Source organism: Rhodococcus sp. NJ-530 (assembly GCF_003860625.1).
In the GTDB taxonomy this organism is placed as follows: Bacteria; Actinomycetota; Actinomycetes; order Mycobacteriales; family Mycobacteriaceae; genus Rhodococcus_F; species Rhodococcus_F qingshengii.
In genome coordinates this window covers 5,161,699-5,180,736 of the sequence record NZ_CP034152.1, presented here as the reverse complement: position 1 = coordinate 5,180,736, position 19,038 = coordinate 5,161,699, and the positions used below count along the sequence as shown (strand labels likewise).

The 19,038-nt window shown below is 64.1% G+C and carries 18 protein-coding genes and 1 pseudogene; 13 read left to right on the top strand and 6 right to left on the bottom strand.

The annotated features are described in order from the left end of the window. Positions 1 to 57 precede the first annotated feature (57 nt). Positions 58 to 654 carry a CatB-related O-acetyltransferase gene (locus EHW12_RS24060; RefSeq protein ID WP_037125853.1) on the top strand — a complete coding sequence of 199 codons (597 nt, stop codon included), beginning with the start codon at positions 58 to 60 and terminating at the stop codon, positions 652 to 654. Positions 655 to 666: 12 nt separating this feature from the next. On the opposite strand, the gene EHW12_RS24055 is transcribed toward EHW12_RS24060, so the two are convergent. Beyond that, a complete protein-coding gene (locus tag EHW12_RS24055; protein ID WP_125051920.1) occupies positions 667 to 1,272 on the bottom strand; it encodes a hypothetical protein in 606 nt (201 codons plus the stop codon). 67 nt (positions 1,273 to 1,339) lie between these two features. On the opposite strand from EHW12_RS24055, the gene EHW12_RS24050 reads away from it, so the two are divergent. Both EHW12_RS24050 and EHW12_RS24045 read left to right on the top strand, forming a co-directional pair. Next, complete coding sequence (locus tag EHW12_RS24050) at positions 1,340 to 1,693, top strand: VOC family protein (protein ID WP_020970627.1); 354 nt, start codon at positions 1,340 to 1,342, stop codon at positions 1,691 to 1,693. An 87-nt stretch (positions 1,694 to 1,780) separates the two neighbouring features. Further along, entirely contained in the window at positions 1,781 to 3,073 is a 1,293-nt protein-coding gene (locus tag EHW12_RS24045) for a M18 family aminopeptidase (RefSeq protein WP_206434773.1), read from the top strand. 27 nt (positions 3,074 to 3,100) lie between these two features. Here the strand turns inward: EHW12_RS24045 and EHW12_RS24040 are convergent, their stop codons facing one another. Further along, a complete protein-coding gene (locus EHW12_RS24040) occupies positions 3,101 to 4,078 on the bottom strand; it encodes a Dyp-type peroxidase (protein ID WP_058226184.1) in 978 nt (325 codons plus the stop codon). Between the two features lie 250 nt (positions 4,079 to 4,328). On the opposite strand from EHW12_RS24040, the pseudogene purL reads away from it, so the two are divergent. From purL to purM, 9 genes and pseudogenes are all read left to right on the top strand, one after another. After that, positions 4,329 to 6,616 (top strand): annotated as a pseudogene (purL, locus tag EHW12_RS24035) (phosphoribosylformylglycinamidine synthase subunit PurL). Positions 6,617 to 6,619: 3 nt separating this feature from the next. Continuing rightward, positions 6,620 to 8,404, top strand: coding sequence for an alpha/beta-hydrolase family protein (locus EHW12_RS24030; protein ID WP_125051918.1), 1,785 nt, complete (start codon positions 6,620 to 6,622; stop codon positions 8,402 to 8,404). Next, positions 8,401 to 9,057 (top strand): type II CAAX endopeptidase family protein, encoded by a 657-nt coding sequence (locus tag EHW12_RS24025; protein WP_047271084.1) that lies wholly within the window; start codon positions 8,401 to 8,403, stop codon positions 9,055 to 9,057. Before EHW12_RS24030 ends, EHW12_RS24025 begins: the two co-directional genes overlap by 4 nt. Further along, a complete protein-coding gene (locus EHW12_RS24020; protein ID WP_007733822.1) occupies positions 9,057 to 9,446 on the top strand; it encodes a sterol carrier family protein in 390 nt (129 codons plus the stop codon). Before EHW12_RS24025 ends, EHW12_RS24020 begins: the two co-directional genes overlap by 1 nt. A gap of 170 nt (positions 9,447 to 9,616) precedes the next feature. After that, entirely contained in the window at positions 9,617 to 11,209 is a 1,593-nt protein-coding gene (gene purF / locus EHW12_RS24015; protein ID WP_125051916.1) for an amidophosphoribosyltransferase, read from the top strand. 128 nt (positions 11,210 to 11,337) lie between these two features. Further along, positions 11,338 to 11,946 (top strand): AIM24 family protein, encoded by a 609-nt coding sequence (locus EHW12_RS24010; RefSeq protein WP_003940441.1) that lies wholly within the window; start codon positions 11,338 to 11,340, stop codon positions 11,944 to 11,946. A 3-nt stretch (positions 11,947 to 11,949) separates the two neighbouring features. Next, entirely contained in the window at positions 11,950 to 12,627 is a 678-nt protein-coding gene (locus tag EHW12_RS24005) for an AIM24 family protein (RefSeq protein WP_125051914.1), read from the top strand. 13 nt (positions 12,628 to 12,640) lie between these two features. Then, the gene (locus EHW12_RS24000) at positions 12,641 to 13,387 is read left to right on the top strand and encodes an AIM24 family protein (protein WP_003939813.1); all 747 of its coding nucleotides are present in this window, start codon (positions 12,641 to 12,643) and stop codon (positions 13,385 to 13,387) included. Positions 13,388 to 13,594: 207 nt separating this feature from the next. Continuing rightward, positions 13,595 to 14,674: a phosphoribosylformylglycinamidine cyclo-ligase gene (purM, locus tag EHW12_RS23995; RefSeq protein ID WP_003940225.1), complete on the top strand. Its 1,080-nt coding sequence runs from the start codon at positions 13,595 to 13,597 to the stop codon at positions 14,672 to 14,674. Between the two features lie 150 nt (positions 14,675 to 14,824). Here the strand turns inward: purM and EHW12_RS23990 are convergent, their stop codons facing one another. From EHW12_RS23990 to EHW12_RS23975, 4 genes are all read right to left on the bottom strand, one after another. Beyond that, positions 14,825 to 15,028, bottom strand: coding sequence for a DUF3073 domain-containing protein (locus tag EHW12_RS23990; protein ID WP_125051912.1), 204 nt, complete (start codon positions 15,026 to 15,028; stop codon positions 14,825 to 14,827). Positions 15,029 to 15,230: 202 nt separating this feature from the next. Next, complete coding sequence (locus EHW12_RS23985) at positions 15,231 to 16,184, bottom strand: asparaginase (RefSeq protein ID WP_125051910.1); 954 nt, start codon at positions 16,182 to 16,184, stop codon at positions 15,231 to 15,233. Continuing rightward, positions 16,181 to 16,840 carry an MOSC domain-containing protein gene (locus EHW12_RS23980; RefSeq protein ID WP_228401286.1) on the bottom strand — a complete coding sequence of 220 codons (660 nt, stop codon included), beginning with the start codon at positions 16,838 to 16,840 and terminating at the stop codon, positions 16,181 to 16,183. The genes EHW12_RS23985 and EHW12_RS23980 overlap by 4 nt, the downstream gene beginning before the upstream one ends. Before the next feature lie 5 nt (positions 16,841 to 16,845). After that, positions 16,846 to 17,967: a folate-binding protein YgfZ gene (locus EHW12_RS23975; RefSeq protein ID WP_007733828.1), complete on the bottom strand. Its 1,122-nt coding sequence runs from the start codon at positions 17,965 to 17,967 to the stop codon at positions 16,846 to 16,848. A gap of 79 nt (positions 17,968 to 18,046) precedes the next feature. Here EHW12_RS23975 and EHW12_RS23970 point away from each other — a divergent pair, with 79 nt between their 5' ends. After that, on the top strand, positions 18,047 to 18,910 hold the full coding sequence (locus EHW12_RS23970; protein ID WP_007733829.1) for an aminodeoxychorismate lyase: 864 nt from the start codon (positions 18,047 to 18,049) through the stop codon (positions 18,908 to 18,910). Positions 18,911 to 19,038: the final 128 nt, after the last annotated feature.

Below are 19,038 nucleotides of genomic sequence, written 5' to 3'. Positions count from 1 at the left end.
GCGTCAGATCCCATTGCGTCAGATTTCACTGCGCCGGATCCCACAAATGTTCATCCGATGGCCGGGCAACCGCGAGTGGTGTTGCTGAGGCCGTTGATCGACAACCCGTTGATCGAGGTAGGGGAGTACACCTACTACGACGATCCGGAGTTCGCCGAAGAGTTCGAGACTCGAAACGTGTTGCATCACTACGGTCCCGACAAACTGGTGATCGGCAAGTTCTGCGCCCTGGCCACCGGTGTCACCTTCATCATGAACGGCGCGAACCATCGTATGAACGGTGTCTCCACCTACCCGTTTCCGATCATGGGCGGTGATTGGGCCAGGCACATGGATTTGGTGCAGGATCTGCCGTCACGCGGTGACACCGTCGTCGGGAACGACGTGTGGTTCGGCGGGAACGTGACAGTCATGCCCGGTGTCCGGATCGGTCACGGGTCGATCGTGTCCACTGGCGCCGTCGTAACGCGCGACGTCCCGGACTACGCAATTGTCGGCGGCAACCCGGCAACGGAGATCAAGCGCCGCTTCAGTGCCGAAGACATCGAGAAGTTGGTGCGAATTGCGTGGTGGGACTGGCCGATCGAGAAGATCACCCGCCACGTCCGGGTGATCTCGGACGGGAGTGTCGCGGAACTCGAAGCGGTCGAGTGATCTACCGATCTGCTAGTTCGATCGAGTGAGCGAGTAGTTCCGGACATAAAGCAGGGCGGCCGCGAGAAGGCCGACGGCAAGACCTGTTGCGGTGAAGGTGATCAGGTTCGGCTCGAGGTCGAAGTGGATGATGGCCGATTCGGGGTAGGGCTTCTGCGGGTCACGAGGTTCGGGAAGGACCACCGAATAGAAGGTGGGCGGCCAGATTCGTCCGACAACGGCGACCGCGAGTCCGTAGGCTGTGCCGAAAGCTGAAAGTGCAGGCGGAAGAGCAAATTTTCTACCGCGTGTGTCACGGGCCAGCCGCCATCCCGTCGCGTTCAGTATCGCCGAGACGGCAACGGCGACAGCGGTTCCGACTGTCAGAAACCACGCAGTTGCGGGGAACCAATGTGGCGCGTCAGAGTAGCTGTAGCCGTCGATCACCCACATGTATCCGGTCTTGCCGTCCTCCATCGGCGGCGGTGGTGGGGGTTGGATTCCGACATGTTCTGTTCGCGTGGATGGCGTGGCAAATCGCCAGGCGAGCACTCCGAGGATGCTCAGGAGCAAGCCGGTCGCGATGAAAACTGCGAAGAGTGGTTCTGCAACACGGTCGCGCAGCGTTGTGAGTCGCATTCGACGATCGTCTCATCTCAGCCCGAGATCGAGAGTCTTTGTCGGTGGCTTCCATTAGCGTGTGCGCATGACTCTCACACTCGGCATGATCACCTTCGACAGTCTCGATCCCGGTCCGCTCGCAACGTGGTGGGCAGCGCAGTTGGGCGGAAACATCGTCGAGGAAAACGACGGTTGGTTCTACATCGTCGCGGTCCCTGACAGCGCCACCAACTTCGCATTCCAGAAGGTCCCGGACCCCACCGCCGGCAAGAATCGCATCCATCTCGATTTGGGGAGTCCGGATCTCGACGCCGAGGTGGCGCGGCTCGTCGAGGCCGGAGCAACTGAGCACCACCGCGAGAACATGGACGGTTTCCGCTGGGTGACGCTCCTCGATCCTGATGGGAATCAGTTCTGCGTGTCGGGTCCTCACGCCTGAGCTGACAGGTTCTGAGCTCGCCCGATTCCGCCCACTGATTTCGTGCCCACTGATTTCGCGGACACCGATTCGGGCATGATGAGGGGCATGACTTCTCAGACTTCTCGGACCGGGGCCGACGCAGACGGCTTGTGCAGCTTCGTCGATTCGTCACCGTCGCCGTTCCATGTGTGCGCGACGGTGGCGACCGAGCTGACGGCCGGCGGGTTCGTCGAAGTCCACGAAACGCAGTCGTGGCCAGCCGAGCCCGGACGGTACTTCCTCGTGCGTGGCGGTTCGCTGATCGCCTGGAGCACCGAGGGCGTGGGAAACGCCGCTCCGTTCCGGATTGTCGGAGGTCATACCGACAGCCCCAACCTGCGGGTTAAACAGCATCCCGACCTCACTTCGGCCGGGTGGCAGATGGTGGGCCTCGAACCGTATGGCGGTGCGTGGCTGAACTCCTGGCTCGACCGCGATCTCGGTATCTCCGGACGATTGAGTGTCCGGGTGGGAAACACTGTGGAGCAGAAGCTGGTTCGCATCGACGACCCGATTCTTCGTGTTCCGCAGCTGGCTATCCACCTGTCCGAAGATCGCAAGGGTGTGACGCTGGATCCGCAGAGGCACGTCAACGGAATCTGGGGCGTGGGTTCGAAGCCCAAGTCTTTCATCGGCTTTGTCGCCGAGCGTGCGGGTGTAGCCGCGTCGTCGGTTCTCGGCTGGGAATTGATGACACACGACCTTGCGCCCAGCGCAGTCGTGGGGGTGGACAAGGAACTGGTCAGCGCCCCCAGGCTCGACAATCAGGGCACGTGTTATGCAGGGACACAAGCACTTCTGGCCGCAGTCGAGTCGCCCGGTCAGCAGGTCCCAGTGCTTGCACTCTTCGATCATGAAGAGGTCGGCAGCATGTCCGATCGCGGAGCTTTCTCGGACCTGCTGAACACCGTGCTCGAGCGGATCGTGTTGGGACGCGGTGGTGGCCGCGAAGAATTCCTGCAGGCGATGGCCGGCTCGGTATGCGCGTCGGGCGACATGGCACACGCGACGCACCCCAATTACCCGGACCGCCACGAGCCCGCTCATCGGATCGAGATCAACGGTGGGCCGGTACTCAAGGTGAACCAGAACCTGCGCTACGCCACCGATGCGGCCGGTGCCGGCGAATTCGCGCTCGCGTGCGATCAGGCGGGAGTGCCGATGCAGCGCTACGTCCACCGCGCCGATTTGCCGTGCGGCTCCACCATCGGACCGATCACGGCATCACGCACCGGACTGTCCACCGTCGACGTCGGCGCGCCTCAGCTCGCGATGCACTCTGCCCGCGAGCTGATGGGCGCGGCAGATGTCCGCATGTATGCCGACGCGCTCGGTGCGTTCCTCACGCCGCGTTGTTAGAGGGCGGGTAGCTGGGGGAGCGGGCAGTTAACGGGCAGAGAGCCCAGCGGGTGTAGCCGGTAGATCCTCGAAGAAGTCGGCGCTCGGAGTGAAGAACATCGAGCCCGTCACGGCCGTCGAGAAATCGAGCAGACGGTCGTAATTGCCGCGAGGGTTGCCGAGAAACATGTTCTCGAGCATCCGTTCGGTGATCGCCGGCGTGCGGCAGTAGCCGATGAAAAAGGTGCCGATCTCGTCGTCGCCGAGGCGCCCGTACGGCATGTTGGCACGCAGGATCTCGAGGGCCTTGCCGTTCTCGTCCTTGATTGCGTTGAGGGCTACGTGCGAGTTGGCCGGCTTCACTTCGGATGTCATCTCGATGTCTTCGAGCTTGCTGCGTCCGATCACACGTTCCTGCTCGTCGACGGTGATTGCTTCCCAGTCCCGCATCTTGTGGACGTAGCGCTGGATATGGACGTAGCTTCCTCCGGTGAACGCAGGATCTTCGTCTCCGACAGTCACGGCGGCGACGGCGTCGCGGCCCACCGGATTTTCGGTGCCGTCGACGAAGCCGATGAGGTCTCGGTTCTCGAAGTACTGGAACCCGTGAACCTCGTCGACCACCGTGGCTGCGCCGTGCAGTCGCTTCGTGATCTGCCGAGCCACCTCGAAACACGCATCCATGCTCATCGCGCGGATGTGGAAGAGCAGATCGCCGGGAGTCGACGGCGCCCAGTGAACGTCGCCCTGCAAAGCGGTGAACGGGTGCAGTAGCGCGGGGCGCGGACCGGCGAACAGTCGATCCCAAACCGACGAACCGATGCTTGTCACCACATCCAAACCTGATCCGGGGACGCGCAGCCCCACGGCGCGCTGCAGGCCGGCGACGTCGGCGAGTAGTTCTCGTGTGGTGTTCTCGCCACCCGGATTCACGGTCGCGACCAGGAAAATCGCAGCCGGAGTGAGGGGAGTGGTCACCGACTGGGACTGTGCTGTGAGGTCGGACTGACGAACATCCTGGGGCATGCGAGACCTTTCGAGGGAGAGAGTGGACCGGCCCTGACTTTAGGAAAACCGACCGGATCACCCAACCGGGGCGGGTGTGACCGGCGATACTTCGCAGGCCCGGAGGTGTTGCGGGTGCTGCCGTCTGCGGAAGTCGTCGGCCCACACCGATAGACTGTCCCCCGGCACGTTCTTTCGTTGGGCACATTCGTGGTGTCCCGCTCCGCGCCGGCTTGCCTCTTGACTCCCGTAGGGAAGGGACCACTCTCCAGTGTCTGCTCACCAGGTCGATACCGTCACGCACGCATCGGCTGATCCCGATGCCGCTCAGCCGTTCAAGGAGCTCGGTCTCAAGGACGACGAATACGCACGCATCAAGGAGATCCTGGGCCGCCGTCCCACGGACGCCGAACTGGCGATGTACTCGGTGATGTGGAGCGAGCACTGCTCGTACAAGTCCTCCAAGGTCCACCTCGGATACTTCGGCAAGACCACCACCGACGAGATGCGCGCCAACATGCTGGCCGGTATCGGTGAGAACGCCGGCGTCGTCGACATCGGTGACGGCTGGGCAGTCACGTTCAAGGTCGAGAGCCACAACCACCCGTCGTACGTCGAGCCTTACCAGGGTGCGGCGACCGGTGTCGGCGGCATCGTCCGCGACATCATGGCCATGGGTGCTCGTCCGATCGCCGTCATGGATCAGCTTCGGTTCGGTGCTGCTGACGCCCCCGATACCCGTCGCGTCGTCGACGGTGTCGTGCGCGGTGTCGGTGGATACGGAAACTCCCTCGGCCTGCCGAACATCGGCGGCGAGACGGTCTTCGACGAGTCCTATGCAGGTAACCCGCTGGTCAACGCCCTCGCTGCCGGCGTCATGCGCGTCGAGGATCTGCATCTGGCCTTCGCTTCGGGCGCGGGCAACAAGATCATCCTGTTCGGCGCACGCACCGGTCTCGACGGAATCGGCGGCGTCTCGGTCCTCGCGTCGGCGACGTTCGACGACGAGGGTGGAGACACCGGCGGACGTAAGAAGCTGCCCGCGGTTCAGGTCGGCGACCCGTTCACCGAGAAAGTGCTCATCGAGTGCTGTCTCGACCTCTACAAGGCCGGCCTCGTCGTCGGCATCCAGGACCTCGGCGGCGCCGGGCTGTCCTGCGCCACCTCCGAGCTGGCCGCGGCCGGCGACGGCGGCATGCACATCAACCTCGAGAAGGTTCCGATGCGCGCCACCGGAATGACCCCGGCCGAGGTGCTCTCGAGCGAATCGCAGGAGCGCATGTGCGCCGTGGTCACGCCCGAGAACGTCGATGCGTTCATGGAGGTCTGCAAGAAGTGGGACGTCCTGGCCACCGACATCGGCGAGGTCACCGACGGTGAGCACCTCACCATCTCCTGGCACGGCGAGACCGTCGTCGACGTTCCCCGCGCACCGTCGCGCACGAGGGTCCGGTTTACCACCGCCCCGTCGAGCGTCCGGCAACGCAGGATGCCTTGATCGCGAATACGACTGCCGGACTGAAGCGTCCCGAAACCGACGCCGAGCTCGAAGCGACCCTGCTGAAGATGATCGCCTCGCCTGCCCTGTGCAGCCGCAAGTGGATCACCGAGCAGTACGACCGCTACGTCCGCGGAAACACCGTCCTGGCCGAGAACGCCGACGGCGGTGTCATCCGCATCGACGAGAAGACCGGACGCGGAATCGCACTGTCCACCGACGCTTCGGGCCGCTACACCGCGCTCGACCCGTACACCGGTGCGCAGCTCGCGTTGGCCGAGGCTTTCCGCAACGTGGCAGTCACGGGCGCAACGCCCAAGGCCGTCTCCAACTGCCTGAACTTCGGTTCTCCCGAGGACCCGGGTGTCATGTGGCAGTTCCAGCAGGCCGTTCGCGGCCTTGCCGACGGCTGCGCCACCCTCGGCATCCCCGTCACCGGCGGCAACGTCAGCTTCTACAACCAGACCGGATCCACGGCAATCCTGCCGACGCCGGTGGTTGCCGTCCTCGGTGTGATCGACGACGTTCACCGCCGCATCCCGACGGGCCTCGGACTCGAGCCCGGCGAGACGCTGATCCTGCTCGGCGACACCCACGACGAGTTCGACGGCTCCATCTGGTCGCAGGTCGAGCACGGTCACCTCGGTGGCGTGCCGCCGAAGGTCGACCTCGCCCGTGAGCAACTGCTCGCCGACATTCTGCTCGCCTCTTCGCGTGACGGTCTCGTCACCGCAGCCCACGACCTCTCCGAGGGTGGACTGGCCCAGGCTGTCGTCGAAGCCGCGCTGGCCGGCGAAACCGGTTGCCGCATCCTGATTCCCGAGGGCGCCGATCCGTTCGTGACCCTGTTCTCGGAATCGTCGGGACGCGTCCTCGTTGCAGTTCCGCGTACCGAGGAGACTCGTTTCACCGGTATGTGCACCGCCCGCGGCTTGCCGTGGACGCGTATCGGGGTCGTCGACGAGGGCAGCGACTCCGTCGAGGTCCAGGGACACTTCTCCGTCACGATGGCCAAGCTCCGTGAGGCCTTCGAGGGAACGCTGCCCGCACTGTTCGGGTGATAGATGGTCGATTCCGGAGAACTGACTTCTTCTGACAGCCAGCCGCAGGAACACCACCTGCGGCTGGCTGTTCCCGCACCCCTCGAGAAGCTCGACAACCGCTTCACCGAGTGGGCGTGGGGGCTCCTCAAACTCGACTTCACCGGCATCGCGTTTGCCGCGTTCTTCTTCTGCTGGTCGTTGACCCCTTCGCTGTTGCCGCGCGATTGGCTTTTCCAAGGTCTGATCGGCGGAATCAACTCGGCCATCGGCTACGGCGTCGGTACTGCGATCGGTTGGGCTGTCGAGCGATACCTGCTCAGCGGGCGACGGTGGTGGCCACTGCCCGAGCCGGTGCCTTCCGCGATCAAGGTCTTCGTTCCGGTCGCGTCCATCGTCGCGGCGATCATCATGCTGGTCTACGCGGCCGGGTGGCAACGTGAAATCGCGGCACTGACCGATGCCGAAGGCACGACCACTTCCGGCTACATCCGAACCCTCGGACTGAGCCTGCTCGTCGGTGGCCTGCTCATCTCGATCTGGCGGGCCCTCCACGATCTGGTGAAACTGATTGCCCGACAGCTGATGCGGCGGTTCCACTGGTCACGGTCGGTGGCCAATGGCGTCGGTGCCCTGGTTGTCACCGTCCTGTTCTTCATGCTGGTCGACGGCGTCCTGGTCCGCGGAATCTATGCAGCGACCAACTCGATCTTCAGTCTGCAGAACTCGACCACTCGCGACGGCGTCGTCGAACCGCAGGATCCGATGAAATCGGGTAGCCCCGAATCAGCCGCTCCCTGGGACACATTGGGGTTCGAGGGACGAAACTTCGTCTCGCGCGGACTCGACGCGCAGGAACTCGAAGCGGCAACCGGTAAGCCTGCGATGGATCCGATTCGCGTATATGCCGGACTTGAAAGCGCCGAAGATCCCGAAGAGCGTATGGATCTGGTCATCAAGGAGCTGGAGCGAACCGGCGCCTTCCAACGCAAGGTCCTCGTGGTCATTCCGACGACGGGTACGGGGTGGGTCAATCCCACTGCGGCACAGGCAATCGAACTTGTGCATGACGGCGACACTGCTCTTGTCGCCAGCCAGTACTCGTACCTGCCGAGTTGGATCTCGTTCCTCGCCGACCAGGAGAAGGCGCAAGCTGCCGGACGCCTGTTGATCGAGCGGGTACACGAAAGATGGCTCCAGGAACCGGAAGCCACCAGGCCGAAGTTCATGGTCTACGGCGAGAGCCTCGGCGTCATGGCCGGCGCCGGAGCCTTCGACACACTGCAGGCGGCGCGCGATACCGCCGACGGAATTCTGTGGGTGGGCCCGCCGAACGCGACACAGTTGTGGCGTTCGATCGAGAAGAGGCGCGATCCAGGCACTCCCGAAGTAGCTCCTGTCTACGCGGACGGCTTGGCCGGTGTGCGGTTCGCGGATCGCTCCGAAGACATTCCGACCGACGGGATGACGTGGCCGCAGCCGCGGGTTCTGTTTGTCCAGCACCCTTCCGATCCAGTGGTGTGGTGGTCACCCGACCTCATGTTCAATCGGCCCGAGTGGCTCAAGGAAGTGCCCGGTTTCGACCGCTCGCCGTCGATGAAATGGTTCCCGGTCGTGACGTTCTGGCAGGTGTCTGCAGACCTCGGTAACGCCGCGGGAGTTCCGGACGGCCATGGTCACAATTACGGAACCTCCGTTCTGGACGCCTGGATCAGCGTCGTCCAGCCCGAGGGATGGACGGCCGCAGAAACCGAGCGAGTGCGGTCGGCATTGGTTGTCGCCGTGAAATCAGAGGGCCCCGAGAAGTGAGGGGAGTCGCCTCGATCGCGCTCTCCGCTACCGCGATCACCTGGAGCAACGTCGTGCTTCCGGCATTCGGTCTTTCGCCCCGAGCCCGTGCCGTGGTCAACACCGCGGCTGGTCTGTCGGCTATCGGAGTCCTACTCGCACGTGGTTACACCCGCGAGGAACTCGGCTTGGCGCACACCGGCATTCGTGGTGGTTCTCAGTTCGGCGGAGCCGCGGCGGGGGCGGTCCTCACGGGCTACAGCGTCGCTTTGGCCGTTCCCTCCTTGCGCGCGACTCTCGCTGCCGACGAGCGAGCAGACGGCCGCGAAGACTTCCTCGAATGGATCATCCTGCACATCCCGTTCGGGACGGTGCTCTCCGAGGAACTGTTGTTCCGTAGCGCGATGTCGGCCGTCTGGAGCCGCGAACTGAACAGGCCGACCGCGCAGGCTGTTCACGCACTGACCTTCGGGCTGTGGCACGTCGCCCCCGCCCGCGGCGCCGGCGACAACGTTCCCGCAGCCGTGGCGTTCACCGGCGCTTCGGCATTGCTGTTCGAGTGGCTGCACCGCCGTGGCGGCAGCGTACTTGCCCCCGCCCTGCTGCACCTGGCCACGAATGCCGGTGGCGCACTTGCCGTTCGTATCGCTACTCGCAGACATGGAGTGAACTGATGCCGCCCCGCCGCGCCGTCGACCCCGCCGAATTTCGTGCCGCCGTCCTGGCCGTCGGCCCGTGGCTTCGAGATCCGGAACTGCCGAAGCCTTCGCGCAGTGAACTCGGTGCGGCAGTGAAGATGAGTGCGCGCACTCTCGAACAGATCGCCCCCGGATCGAGCGTCGAGGTGCGGGTCCCACCGTTTGTTGCGGTGCAATGCATCGAAGGTCCGCGTCACACGCGCGGAACCCCGCCCAACGTCGTCGAGACGGACGCTCGGACGTGGTTGCAGATGGTCACCGGACTGCTCGAGTTCTCCGAGGCCTCAGGTGACGGAAGAGTCGACGCCTCAGGTAGCCGCGCTCCCGAAATTGCGCACTGGCTCCCACTGCTGCGGTTGACCTAGCAACAGAGGGGTTGGCGTAGTGACAGAGTGGTTGACGCAGTAACAGAGAGAGACCATCCGGTTCGCTTCGGCGTGATCTGAGACCCAAGGCAGCCCTCAGGGGAAGTGAGTCCCAAAATGGCCGTAGACTGTGGATGCCCCCCAACCCCTGCCCACAAAGGGAGCGCCCGGTGACTCGTGCCGATCTGTCGGTCAACAGTCCAAATCTCCTCGCTTCGAACCCGTCCGACGAGGACGAGAACGAGCCCCGCGAAGAATGCGGTGTATTCGGCGTCTGGGCGCCGGGAGAGGATGTGGCGAAGCTCACTTATTACGGCCTGTACGCACTTCAGCACCGTGGTCAAGAAGCTGCCGGCATTGCGGTAGCCGACGGCTCCCAGGTGTTGGTGTTCAAGGATCTCGGCCTGGTCAGCCAGGTATTCGACGAGCAGACCCTCGCAGCGATGCCAGGTCACGTCGCCGTCGGACATTGCCGTTACTCCACCACCGGTTCCACGACGTGGGAGAACGCGCAGCCCATCTTCCGTACCACCACTGCCGGTACCGGCATCGCGCTCGGCCACAACGGCAACCTGGTCAACACCGCTGAACTCGCGAGCCGCACCCGTGCAGCCGGCCTGGTCAACGACAAGCGCCCCAATGCCGCGACTTCCGACTCCGACCTCATCGGTGGTCTCCTGGCACACGCTGCCGGCGACAGCACCATCGAACAGGCCGCGATGGAATTGCTTCCCACGTTGGAGGGCGCGTTCTGCCTCACCTTCATGGACGAGCACACGCTGTACGCAGCGCGCGATCCGCACGGCATCCGCCCGCTCTGCCTCGGTCGACTCGACCGCGGTTGGGTAGTCGCCAGCGAGACGGCAGCCCTCGACATCGTCGGTGCGTCGTTCGTTCGCGACATCGAACCCGGTGAGCTGCTTGCGATCGACGCCGACGGCGTTCGCTCCTCACGTTTCGCGAATCCGACGCCCAAGGGCTGTGTTTTCGAGTACGTCTACCTTGCCCGTCCCGACAGCGTCATCGGTGGCCGTTCGGTCCACTCGACCCGCGTCGAGATCGGCCGTCTGCTCGCCAGCGAGCATCCCGCCGAAGGTGATCTGGTCATCCCCGTTCCCGAGTCCGGCACCCCCGCAGCAGTCGGGTACGCACAGGGCTCAGGCATTCCTTACGGCCAGGGTTTGATGAAGAACGCCTATGTCGGCCGCACCTTCATCCAGCCGTCGCAGACGATCCGTCAGCTCGGTATCAGGCTCAAGCTCAACCCGCTCAAGGAAGTCATCCGCGGCAAGCGCCTTGTGGTGGTGGACGATTCGATCGTCCGCGGCAACACCCAGCGTGCGCTCATCCGGATGCTCCGCGAAGCCGGCGCCCTTGAAATTCACGTCCGTATCGCCTCGCCACCGGTCAAGTGGCCCTGCTTCTACGGCATCGACTTCGCCTCACCAGCCGAGTTGATCGCCAACGGCGCGGGCGGACAAGACGCGACGTTCGAGGAGATGCTCGACGGCGTGCGTCGTTCCATCGGAGCGGACACGCTCGGATACATCTCCACCGAAGGCATGATCGCCGCCACCGAGCAGCCGGCCAGCCGTCTGTGCGCCGCGTGCTTCGACGGGACCTACCCGATCGCGCTTCCCAAGGAAACCTCGATCGGCAAGAACGTCCTCGAGGGGATGCTCGAGAGCACCGCAGGTTCGACGGCCACTCGCGACAACGACAACGCGAGCGCGCTCAGCCGCCCTGAACATCAGAATCGTTGAAATTCGACAGCCGAGAATCTGCCGTCCACAGCATGTGGGCGGCAGATTTTCTGTTCACGACTTTCTGTTCCACGACACGGCATACGTCGTGAGCATCTGGCATAGTGCCCTCCGTGGCGCAACTGAGAATGGATGGGCACCGGGTCCTGGTCGCAGACCTGGTGGGGGACACCATCAAAGCGATCAACGGCTCGATGGTGGCGTACGAGGGTGCGATCACCTTCAAGAACGCCGGAATGGGCGGTGGCGGTGGGTTACGTGCCGCGCTGAAACAGAAGGCGGCAGGTGAATCACTGTCCCTGATGGAAGTCAGCGGTCAAGGCACCGTCTACTTCGCGGTCGACGCCCAGGACATCACGATTATCGAGCTCAACAACGACGCTTTGCACGTCGAAGCCTCGCAATTGCTCGCATTGGTCGGCCAACTGCGAACCGACGTGAAATTTGCCGGTCTCCGCGGCGCAGGTTCCGGACAGGGATTGTTCACGACTGTCGTCAGCGGCACCGGTCTGGTGGCCGTGCTGTCGAAGGGCGGACCGATCATCGCGCTCGAAGTCAGCCCGCAGTATCCGCTGGTTGCCGATCCCGACGCCTTCGTCGCTCACCGCGGTCAGCTGAACCAGAGCTTCGTCACCGACGTCACCTGGCGCTCCGCGATCGGCGGTGGCAGCGGTGAAGCGTTCTCGCTGCGATTCGACGGATCCGGAGTCGTCTACATCCAGCCCGAGGAGCGCTGAACCATGCCGTTGGAATTGGTGAACAGCAAGGTCGTCAAGTCGACCCTCGCGCCGGGCCAGAACGTGCTCGCCCGCACCGGGTCGATGCTCTACTACACCGGTGACGTCCGCTTCATCCCGCACAGCATGGGCGGTGGGCCCGGCGCCGTGCCGAACATGGGCGGTATCGCCGGGATGGCCGGCCGCATGATGTCCGGCGAACACGCACGCATGATGGCGGCCGAGGGAAACGGTGAGGTCTTCTACGGGCACGCCGGTCTTTACGTCGAGGTCATCCACCTCGACGGGTCGTCAATGCTCACCGTCGAAGCCGACCGACTCCTCGCACACGACGGTTACCTCCAGAGTTCGATAGTCGCTCTCACGTCGCAGGGCGGTGTGCGCGGAGCAGTACGCGGCGCCATGACCGGTCAAGGGCTGTTCACGACGCAGTTGCACGGACAGGGAAGCGTCGCGGTCCTCTCGCACGGGGGCGCGATTCCGTTGCAGGTCGGTCCGAACAATCCTCAGGTCGTCGTCGACCCGCAGGCATACGTGTGCCACATCGGTCAGATCAACGTCGACATCTCCGCGAACGTCGGTTGGCGCGAGGCCGTCGGCAAGGGCTCGGGGGAGTCCATCCAGCTGAAGATGACCGGCGCCGGCACCGTTTGGGTCCAGGCGTCCGAGCAGAAGTTCTGAGAGGGCACAGAGCATGGGTATCGAAATTCACAATCCGGCAACTCTGCCCGCCAACGACAACGTCCCGGGCAACGACTACGCCTTCTGCGTCGAGATGGCCGGACAACCGTGGTTCACGTCCAAGGGCGCGATGATCGCGTACTACGGAAACATCAACTTCGAGCCGCTCGGGCGCACGAGCATGACGGCGATCGTCGCGGCCAGGTTTTCTTCACCGCTCTACGCGGACGACTGGGTGCTCGCTCAGGGACAGGGCAAGTTGATCCTCGGGGACCGCGGATTCAACATCAATTCCTACGACCTCGACGACGGCAACCTCACGATTCGCGCGGCCAATCTCCTCGCCTTCGAGACCAGCCTGGACCTCAAACAGTCCATCGTCCCAGGCTTTTTGACGCTACTGGGGACAGGCAAGTTCCTGGCGTCGTCCAATGGCCCGGTCATGTTCGCGGAGCCGCCGCTGCGCATCGACCCGCAGGCGTTGGTGGGTTGGGCCGACTGCCCGTCGCCGTCCCACCACTTCGATGCCGACTGGATGCAGAGCTTCCTGGGCGCGGTTCGCGGAAGCATGTTCGGCGCGAACACCGGCGAAGAACGCCAGTTCGATTTCACCGGAGCCGGGACGGTACTTATCCAGTCGAGCGAGAAGGTCGTCCACGACGGACACCTCCTCAAACACATCGAATCCGAGACGGTCGCACTCGGGCAGAACAGTCTGCGCGCACTGCACGCCTCGATCGGTGCGCGGCTGCAGAACTGACGTCTCGGGGTACGCGAGGTCTCACCGAGGGGGCCGGTCCGGTAGCGTATGGGCGTAATCGTCGGTATTTGTGTGCGCGCTCTGGGTCTCGAGTCGAACGATCCATCTCGCGTCACGAGGATTGCAAACACTTCACATTGCAAGACCACTTACCTGTGCACGAGCAATACGTGCTCGCGAGAAATACAAGGCTGGAGTAGTAACCCGATGACCGAGGACAGTCACCGCACCGCAGGCGCCTCCTACGCGGCAGCAGGAGTCGATATCGCCGCAGGCGACCGGGCGGTGGAACTCTTCGCCCCTCTGGCCAAGAAGGCCAGCCGCCCCGAGGTCATGGGTGGCCTCGGTGGTTTCGCCGGCTTGTTCTCCCTCAAGGGTGACTACAAGGAGCCGTTGCTCGCCGCATCGACCGACGGCGTCGGAACCAAGCTCGCTGTCGCGCAGGCGATGGACAAGCACGACACGGTCGGACTCGACCTCGTCGCCATGGTTGTCGACGACCTCGTCGTCTGTGGCGCCGAGCCGCTGTTCCTCCAGGACTACATCGCTGTCGGCCGGGTCATCCCCGAGCGCGTCGCGGAATTGGTCAGCGGTATCGCCGAGGGCTGCATCCAGGCCGGTTGCGCTCTCCTCGGTGGCGAGACCGCCGAGCACCCCGGCATCATGGCTGACGGTGACTACGACCTCTCCGCCACCGGCGTCGGTGTCGTGGAGGCCGAGAAGCTGCTCGGACCGGATCGCGTTCGCCCCGGCGACGTCGTCATCGCGATGGGTTCTTCGGGACTGCACTCCAACGGTTACTCACTGGCCCGTAAGGTCCTGCTCGAGATCGACCGCATGAACCTGAGCGCACACGTCGACGAGTTCGGCCGCACGCTCGGTGAGGAACTGCTCGAGCCCACCAAGATCTACGCCAAGGACTGCCTGGCACTCGCTGCCGAGACCGACGTGCGCACGTTCTGCCACGTCACCGGTGGCGGCCTCGCCAACAACCTCGCGCGCGTCATGCCCAAGGGCTTGGTCGCCGAACTCGATCGCGGAACCTGGAGCCCCGCTCCGGTCTTCGCCATGATCGCGCAGCGCGGACGCGTCGAGCGCGCCGAGATGGAGCAGACGTTCAACATGGGCGTCGGCATGGTCGCCGTCGTCGCACCCGAGGACGTCGACCGTGCACTTGCCGTCCTCACCGCACGCCACATCGACTGCTGGACGCTCGGTAGCGTCAAGAAGGCGTCGGACGCCGCTGCAGAGCGTGCGTTCCTGGCCGGAGACCACCCGCGCTTCTAGACCGCAACGTCAGCTGCCCCATCGGAGAGATCCGGTGGGGCAGTTTTGTGTGTCCGTGCAAGCAGACGCGAGGCGGAAAATCGAACGCAAAAATGAGGAAGAGCGATCAGCTCTTCCTCATTTCACAGTCTGCGCGGTGGCAGTGCGCGGTCAACGCCGCCAGTCGTCGTAGTCGTCCTCTCGCGCATGCCCTTCCCTATCGGAAGTCTGGTCCGATCGGACACTGCTCCGATGCGAGTTGTTCGATCCACCTGCGAGCTCTCTTTGCAGGCTGTCGAAATCCGTGGTCGGTACGCTGTATTTCAATTCGCGTGCAACCTTGGTCTGCTTTGCCTTAGCCCGGCCGCGGCCCATGGCTGACCCCCTCGCGCTTTCGCGGGGCGGCCTGGGGAATTTGGCGGCCCCGTTTGAGTGTGTAAGTTTCCTGACACACACTCTAGCGTGGAAAAGTCGCTTCCGCTTCCACGAAGGCCTCACCGCCGTGTCTGATTGCTCTCACTATGGCCGCGAGCTGCCAGGATGCTGAAAGAACTCGTCAGAACTTTGTGAGAACTGCTCAGAAGTTTCCGGGAATTGCGCGAATCGTCCCCACTCGGGCGTCGCCGCCGAAGACCGGAGCGGATGCGAGAGCCGCCAACTCCTCGGTCCACTCGGTGTTCATCCGCTTGAGCAGAGCTGCCGCCAAGGGCAGGAGCGCCCGCTCGTGACCGTCGTCGATCTTGAGGGCGAAAGCGGACCCGTCGGGAAGCGCTCCGGCGTAGATGCCGTCGTATCCGGTCTTGGAGAACAGACCCGGCACGGCGGACATCAGGCGCTGATCGTTGCGGCCGGTGCCCGAGACGAGGAAGGGGTTCTCGCGGACCGCGTCGGCCACAGCTCGTTCGGGTGAGTCGGGCTCAGACGAGGGCAGGCGTCCGAATGCCCGAGCCAGGTTCGTGAGCGAGAGCGGCACGATCGGGAGACCACAACCGTCGATGCCGAGTTCCTGCTCTTCCTCGCCGCTGAGATCGAAGATCGTCTCCTGGATCGCGAGTTGGAGGGGATGAGTCGGCTCCATGTACGTCTCGAGCGGCCAGTCGTTCACGACGCACGTGGCGAGCATCGCGGAGTGCTTGCCCGAGCAGGTCATGTAGATCGGGCTGGGAAGCTCGCCCGCTGCGATCAGTTCGGCTCGGGCCAGTTCGTTGCCCGGCAGATCGGAGGGGCACTGCAACTGGTCGACACCGAGTTGGTAGCGAGCGAGAAGCGCTGCGACCAGTTCGATGTGATCGGCCTCGCCCGCATGTGAGGACGACGCGACGGCCAGCTCTTCCGGGCTGGTGGGTGCAAAGCCGTTACGAAGCGCAGCGACGGCTTGCAGCGGCTTGTTCGCCGAGCGCGGGTAGATGGGTGTGTGAATTTCCCCGAGTCCGACAACGACCTCGCCGTCGGCGCCGAGAATGACGGCCGATCCGCGATGCACGCATTCGCGGAATCCGGAGCGGACCACTTCCACCAATTCGATACTCACGAGTGCACCTGCGCTTCTGCTTGTTCGATGAACCTCTGGACACGCGCGGTGACGTTCGGTGCAAGATCGGTGTGTTCTGCGAGCAGCCGTCGAAGCCGCTCAGGGTCCGTTCCGGCGAAGACCTCTCGAACAGTCACTCCGTGATCCGGTACGTGGACTCGGGTGACCGAATCGCCCGCGGCGATCGTGCCGGTCCGGTTGACGCGAAGATAGGCGCCGACGTCGGTCCGCTCGGTGAATCGCTTGACCCAGCCCTTCTCCGCGGCCCAGATGCCGAAGGTGCCACACGGGACCCGGGGAGCGGTCACTTCGAGTTCGAGAACGTCCGACGCCTCGGCTCCGGTGATGTGCCAACGCTCGCCGATCACGGCGTCCGTGACGAGCATCCCGCTGATGTGAAGATTCTCGCCGAACCATCCGGGGCCGAGTGGTCGGCCCAATTCGTCCGACCAGCGCTGCGCTTCGTCGCGCTGATACGCGTAGACAGCTTGGAAGGCGCCGCCGTGGAACTCGGTGTCGCAGACGTAGTCGCCACCCAGACCGAGTCGGCCGACCGCGACGCGGCCGTCGACGGGACGCTTGTCGATCGCGGTACGGGGGACTCGCCTGACGCCACTGTCACGTTCGGTGTGGACGACGCAGACCGCGTCGACCATGCCCGTCACTTTCCGCGCAATCGGTTGACAGCCTCACGTCCGGCCTGGGGTGCGTCGTCCGCCACGATCGAATCCGGATCGATGGACGCAGCGCTGGGGCCGGCCATCAGTTCGGTGTCGACCGGGATGTTGCGCTTGATCAGAGCGAGTGCGATGGGGCCGAGTTCGTGATGATTGACGACGGTCCCGACGCGTCCGACGGCCCGTCCGCCCGCCGTGATCGGGTCACCCGGTTCCGGGACGGCTTCGGCGCTGCCATCGAGGTGCAACATGACGAGATGGCGCGGGGGCTTGCCGAGATTGTGAACCCGGGCGACGGTTTCCTGACCGCGGTAGCACCCCTTGTCGAGGTGGACGGCGCCGTGCTCGGCCGGCCCACCGATCCAGTGGACCTCGTGCGGGATGGTCCGTTCGTCGGTGTCCAGTCCGAGGCGAGGCCTCGTCGCTTCGACGCGCAGTGCCTCGAAGGCCCAACTGCCGGCGGGCTTGGCGCCGGCATCGGTCAGCCTGGTCCACCACGCTGCCAGTTGCTCACGTGGGACGAGAAGGTCGAAAGAGTTCTCGGTAGGCCACGGCATGCGGCGGACAAATCCGCCGTCGGCCAAGGCGTGAGCGTCGTAGGCCTCGGTGGGTGTCTGAACCTCGAGTGCGGCGAGGACAGTTGACGCTTCGGGTCCGATCAGGCTCAGGACCGCGAGTTCGTTGCCGTCTCGAGGTTCGGCCTTGGACCAGAACACCATCTTCTTCAAGAAGGAGAGAAGGTCGGGTCCGCGGTTCGCCTCGGTGTCGATCCAGGTGACACCTGCCAGGTCCGTCTGCACGAAGTGGTGCTCGACGCGTCCGTTGACGTCCAGGCTCAAGTTCTCGGCACTCTTGCCGTCGGGGAGCGCGGCGATGTGCTGGCTCGAAATCGTGTGCAGCCACGTGAGGCGTTCGTCGCCGGGAATGGCGATCACGAATCTGTGACTGCGGTCGACCACCACTGCTGCGCGCTGCGCGGTTCGCTGTTCGCCGAGAGGATCGCCGTAGTGCCACGCGACACCGATGTCGGCCGAACCGTCCGGTGCGGTGACCGCGCCGGGGGAAGTCAGAAGTGGGCTGTTGGGCACAAGAGCGTTGTCGACCACGAGACCAGTCTAGGAGTGTGGGCGGGATCGCGGTTACAGGGCGGCCCCGGCGGCTTGGCGGATCGTTAGGGTTGATGGCATGCCTGATCGCGTATTGGTGACTCTCGACCATGAGGTGCTCGATGCTGACGCACCGTTTCTGCACGCCGACGACCTGGCGGTGGTGCGCGGCGACGGAGTCTTCGAGACGCTGTTGGTACGCGACGGCCGCGCCCGGGTGGTCGAGGGACACCTGAGTCGACTGGTTCTGAGCGCACGGGCACTCGGCCTGCCCGCTCCCGTTCTCGATGATTGGCGTCTGGCGATCGAGATGGCTGCCGAGGAATGGGGGACCGAGAAGGAAGGCGCCCTTCGTCTCGTTCTGACCCGCGGCCGTGAGAGCGGCGACAAGCCGACAGCCTTCGTGATGGTCGGTCCGGTGGCCGATCGGGTCAGACAGGTCCGCGAATCGGGGTTGTCGGTGATGACTCTCGAGCGAGGTTTCTCTGTCGATCTCTCTGCCCGGGCACCCTGGCAGCTACTGGGCGCGAAGACGTTGTCGTACGCAACCAACATGGCAGCGCTTCGATATGCGGCGAATTTGGGTGCTGACGATGTGATCTTCGTCAGTTCCGAGGGCAATGTGTTGGAGGGGCCACGCTCGACGGTGGTGATCGTTCGGGACAGGACTTTGATCACACCGCCTCCCGCACAGGGCATTTTGATGGGCACTACGCAGCGCGCCCTGTTCGACGTTGCCGGCAGTGCTCGCTTCGATTGCCGATACGAAACCCTCCGACCTGCGGATTTGATTGCGGCCGACGGAGTGTGGATGGTTTCGAGCGTCACGCTGGCCGCACGCGTCCATACACTCGACGGGCTCACATTGCCAGAGCCGAAGGTCTCCGGGGAATTCGCGGAATTGGTTGAACGTGCAATTGATTCGGATTCAGCAGGGCGATAGGCGAATAGGAATCGCGACAGGTCTCTACTACATTTGGTAGTAGCAAAGTCCTGCGGTCCAAACCGGACAGCAGTACCGTGTCCGCAGGGGCCGAGCGACTGCCCGCGTCTCGAACCCCGAAGCCTGTC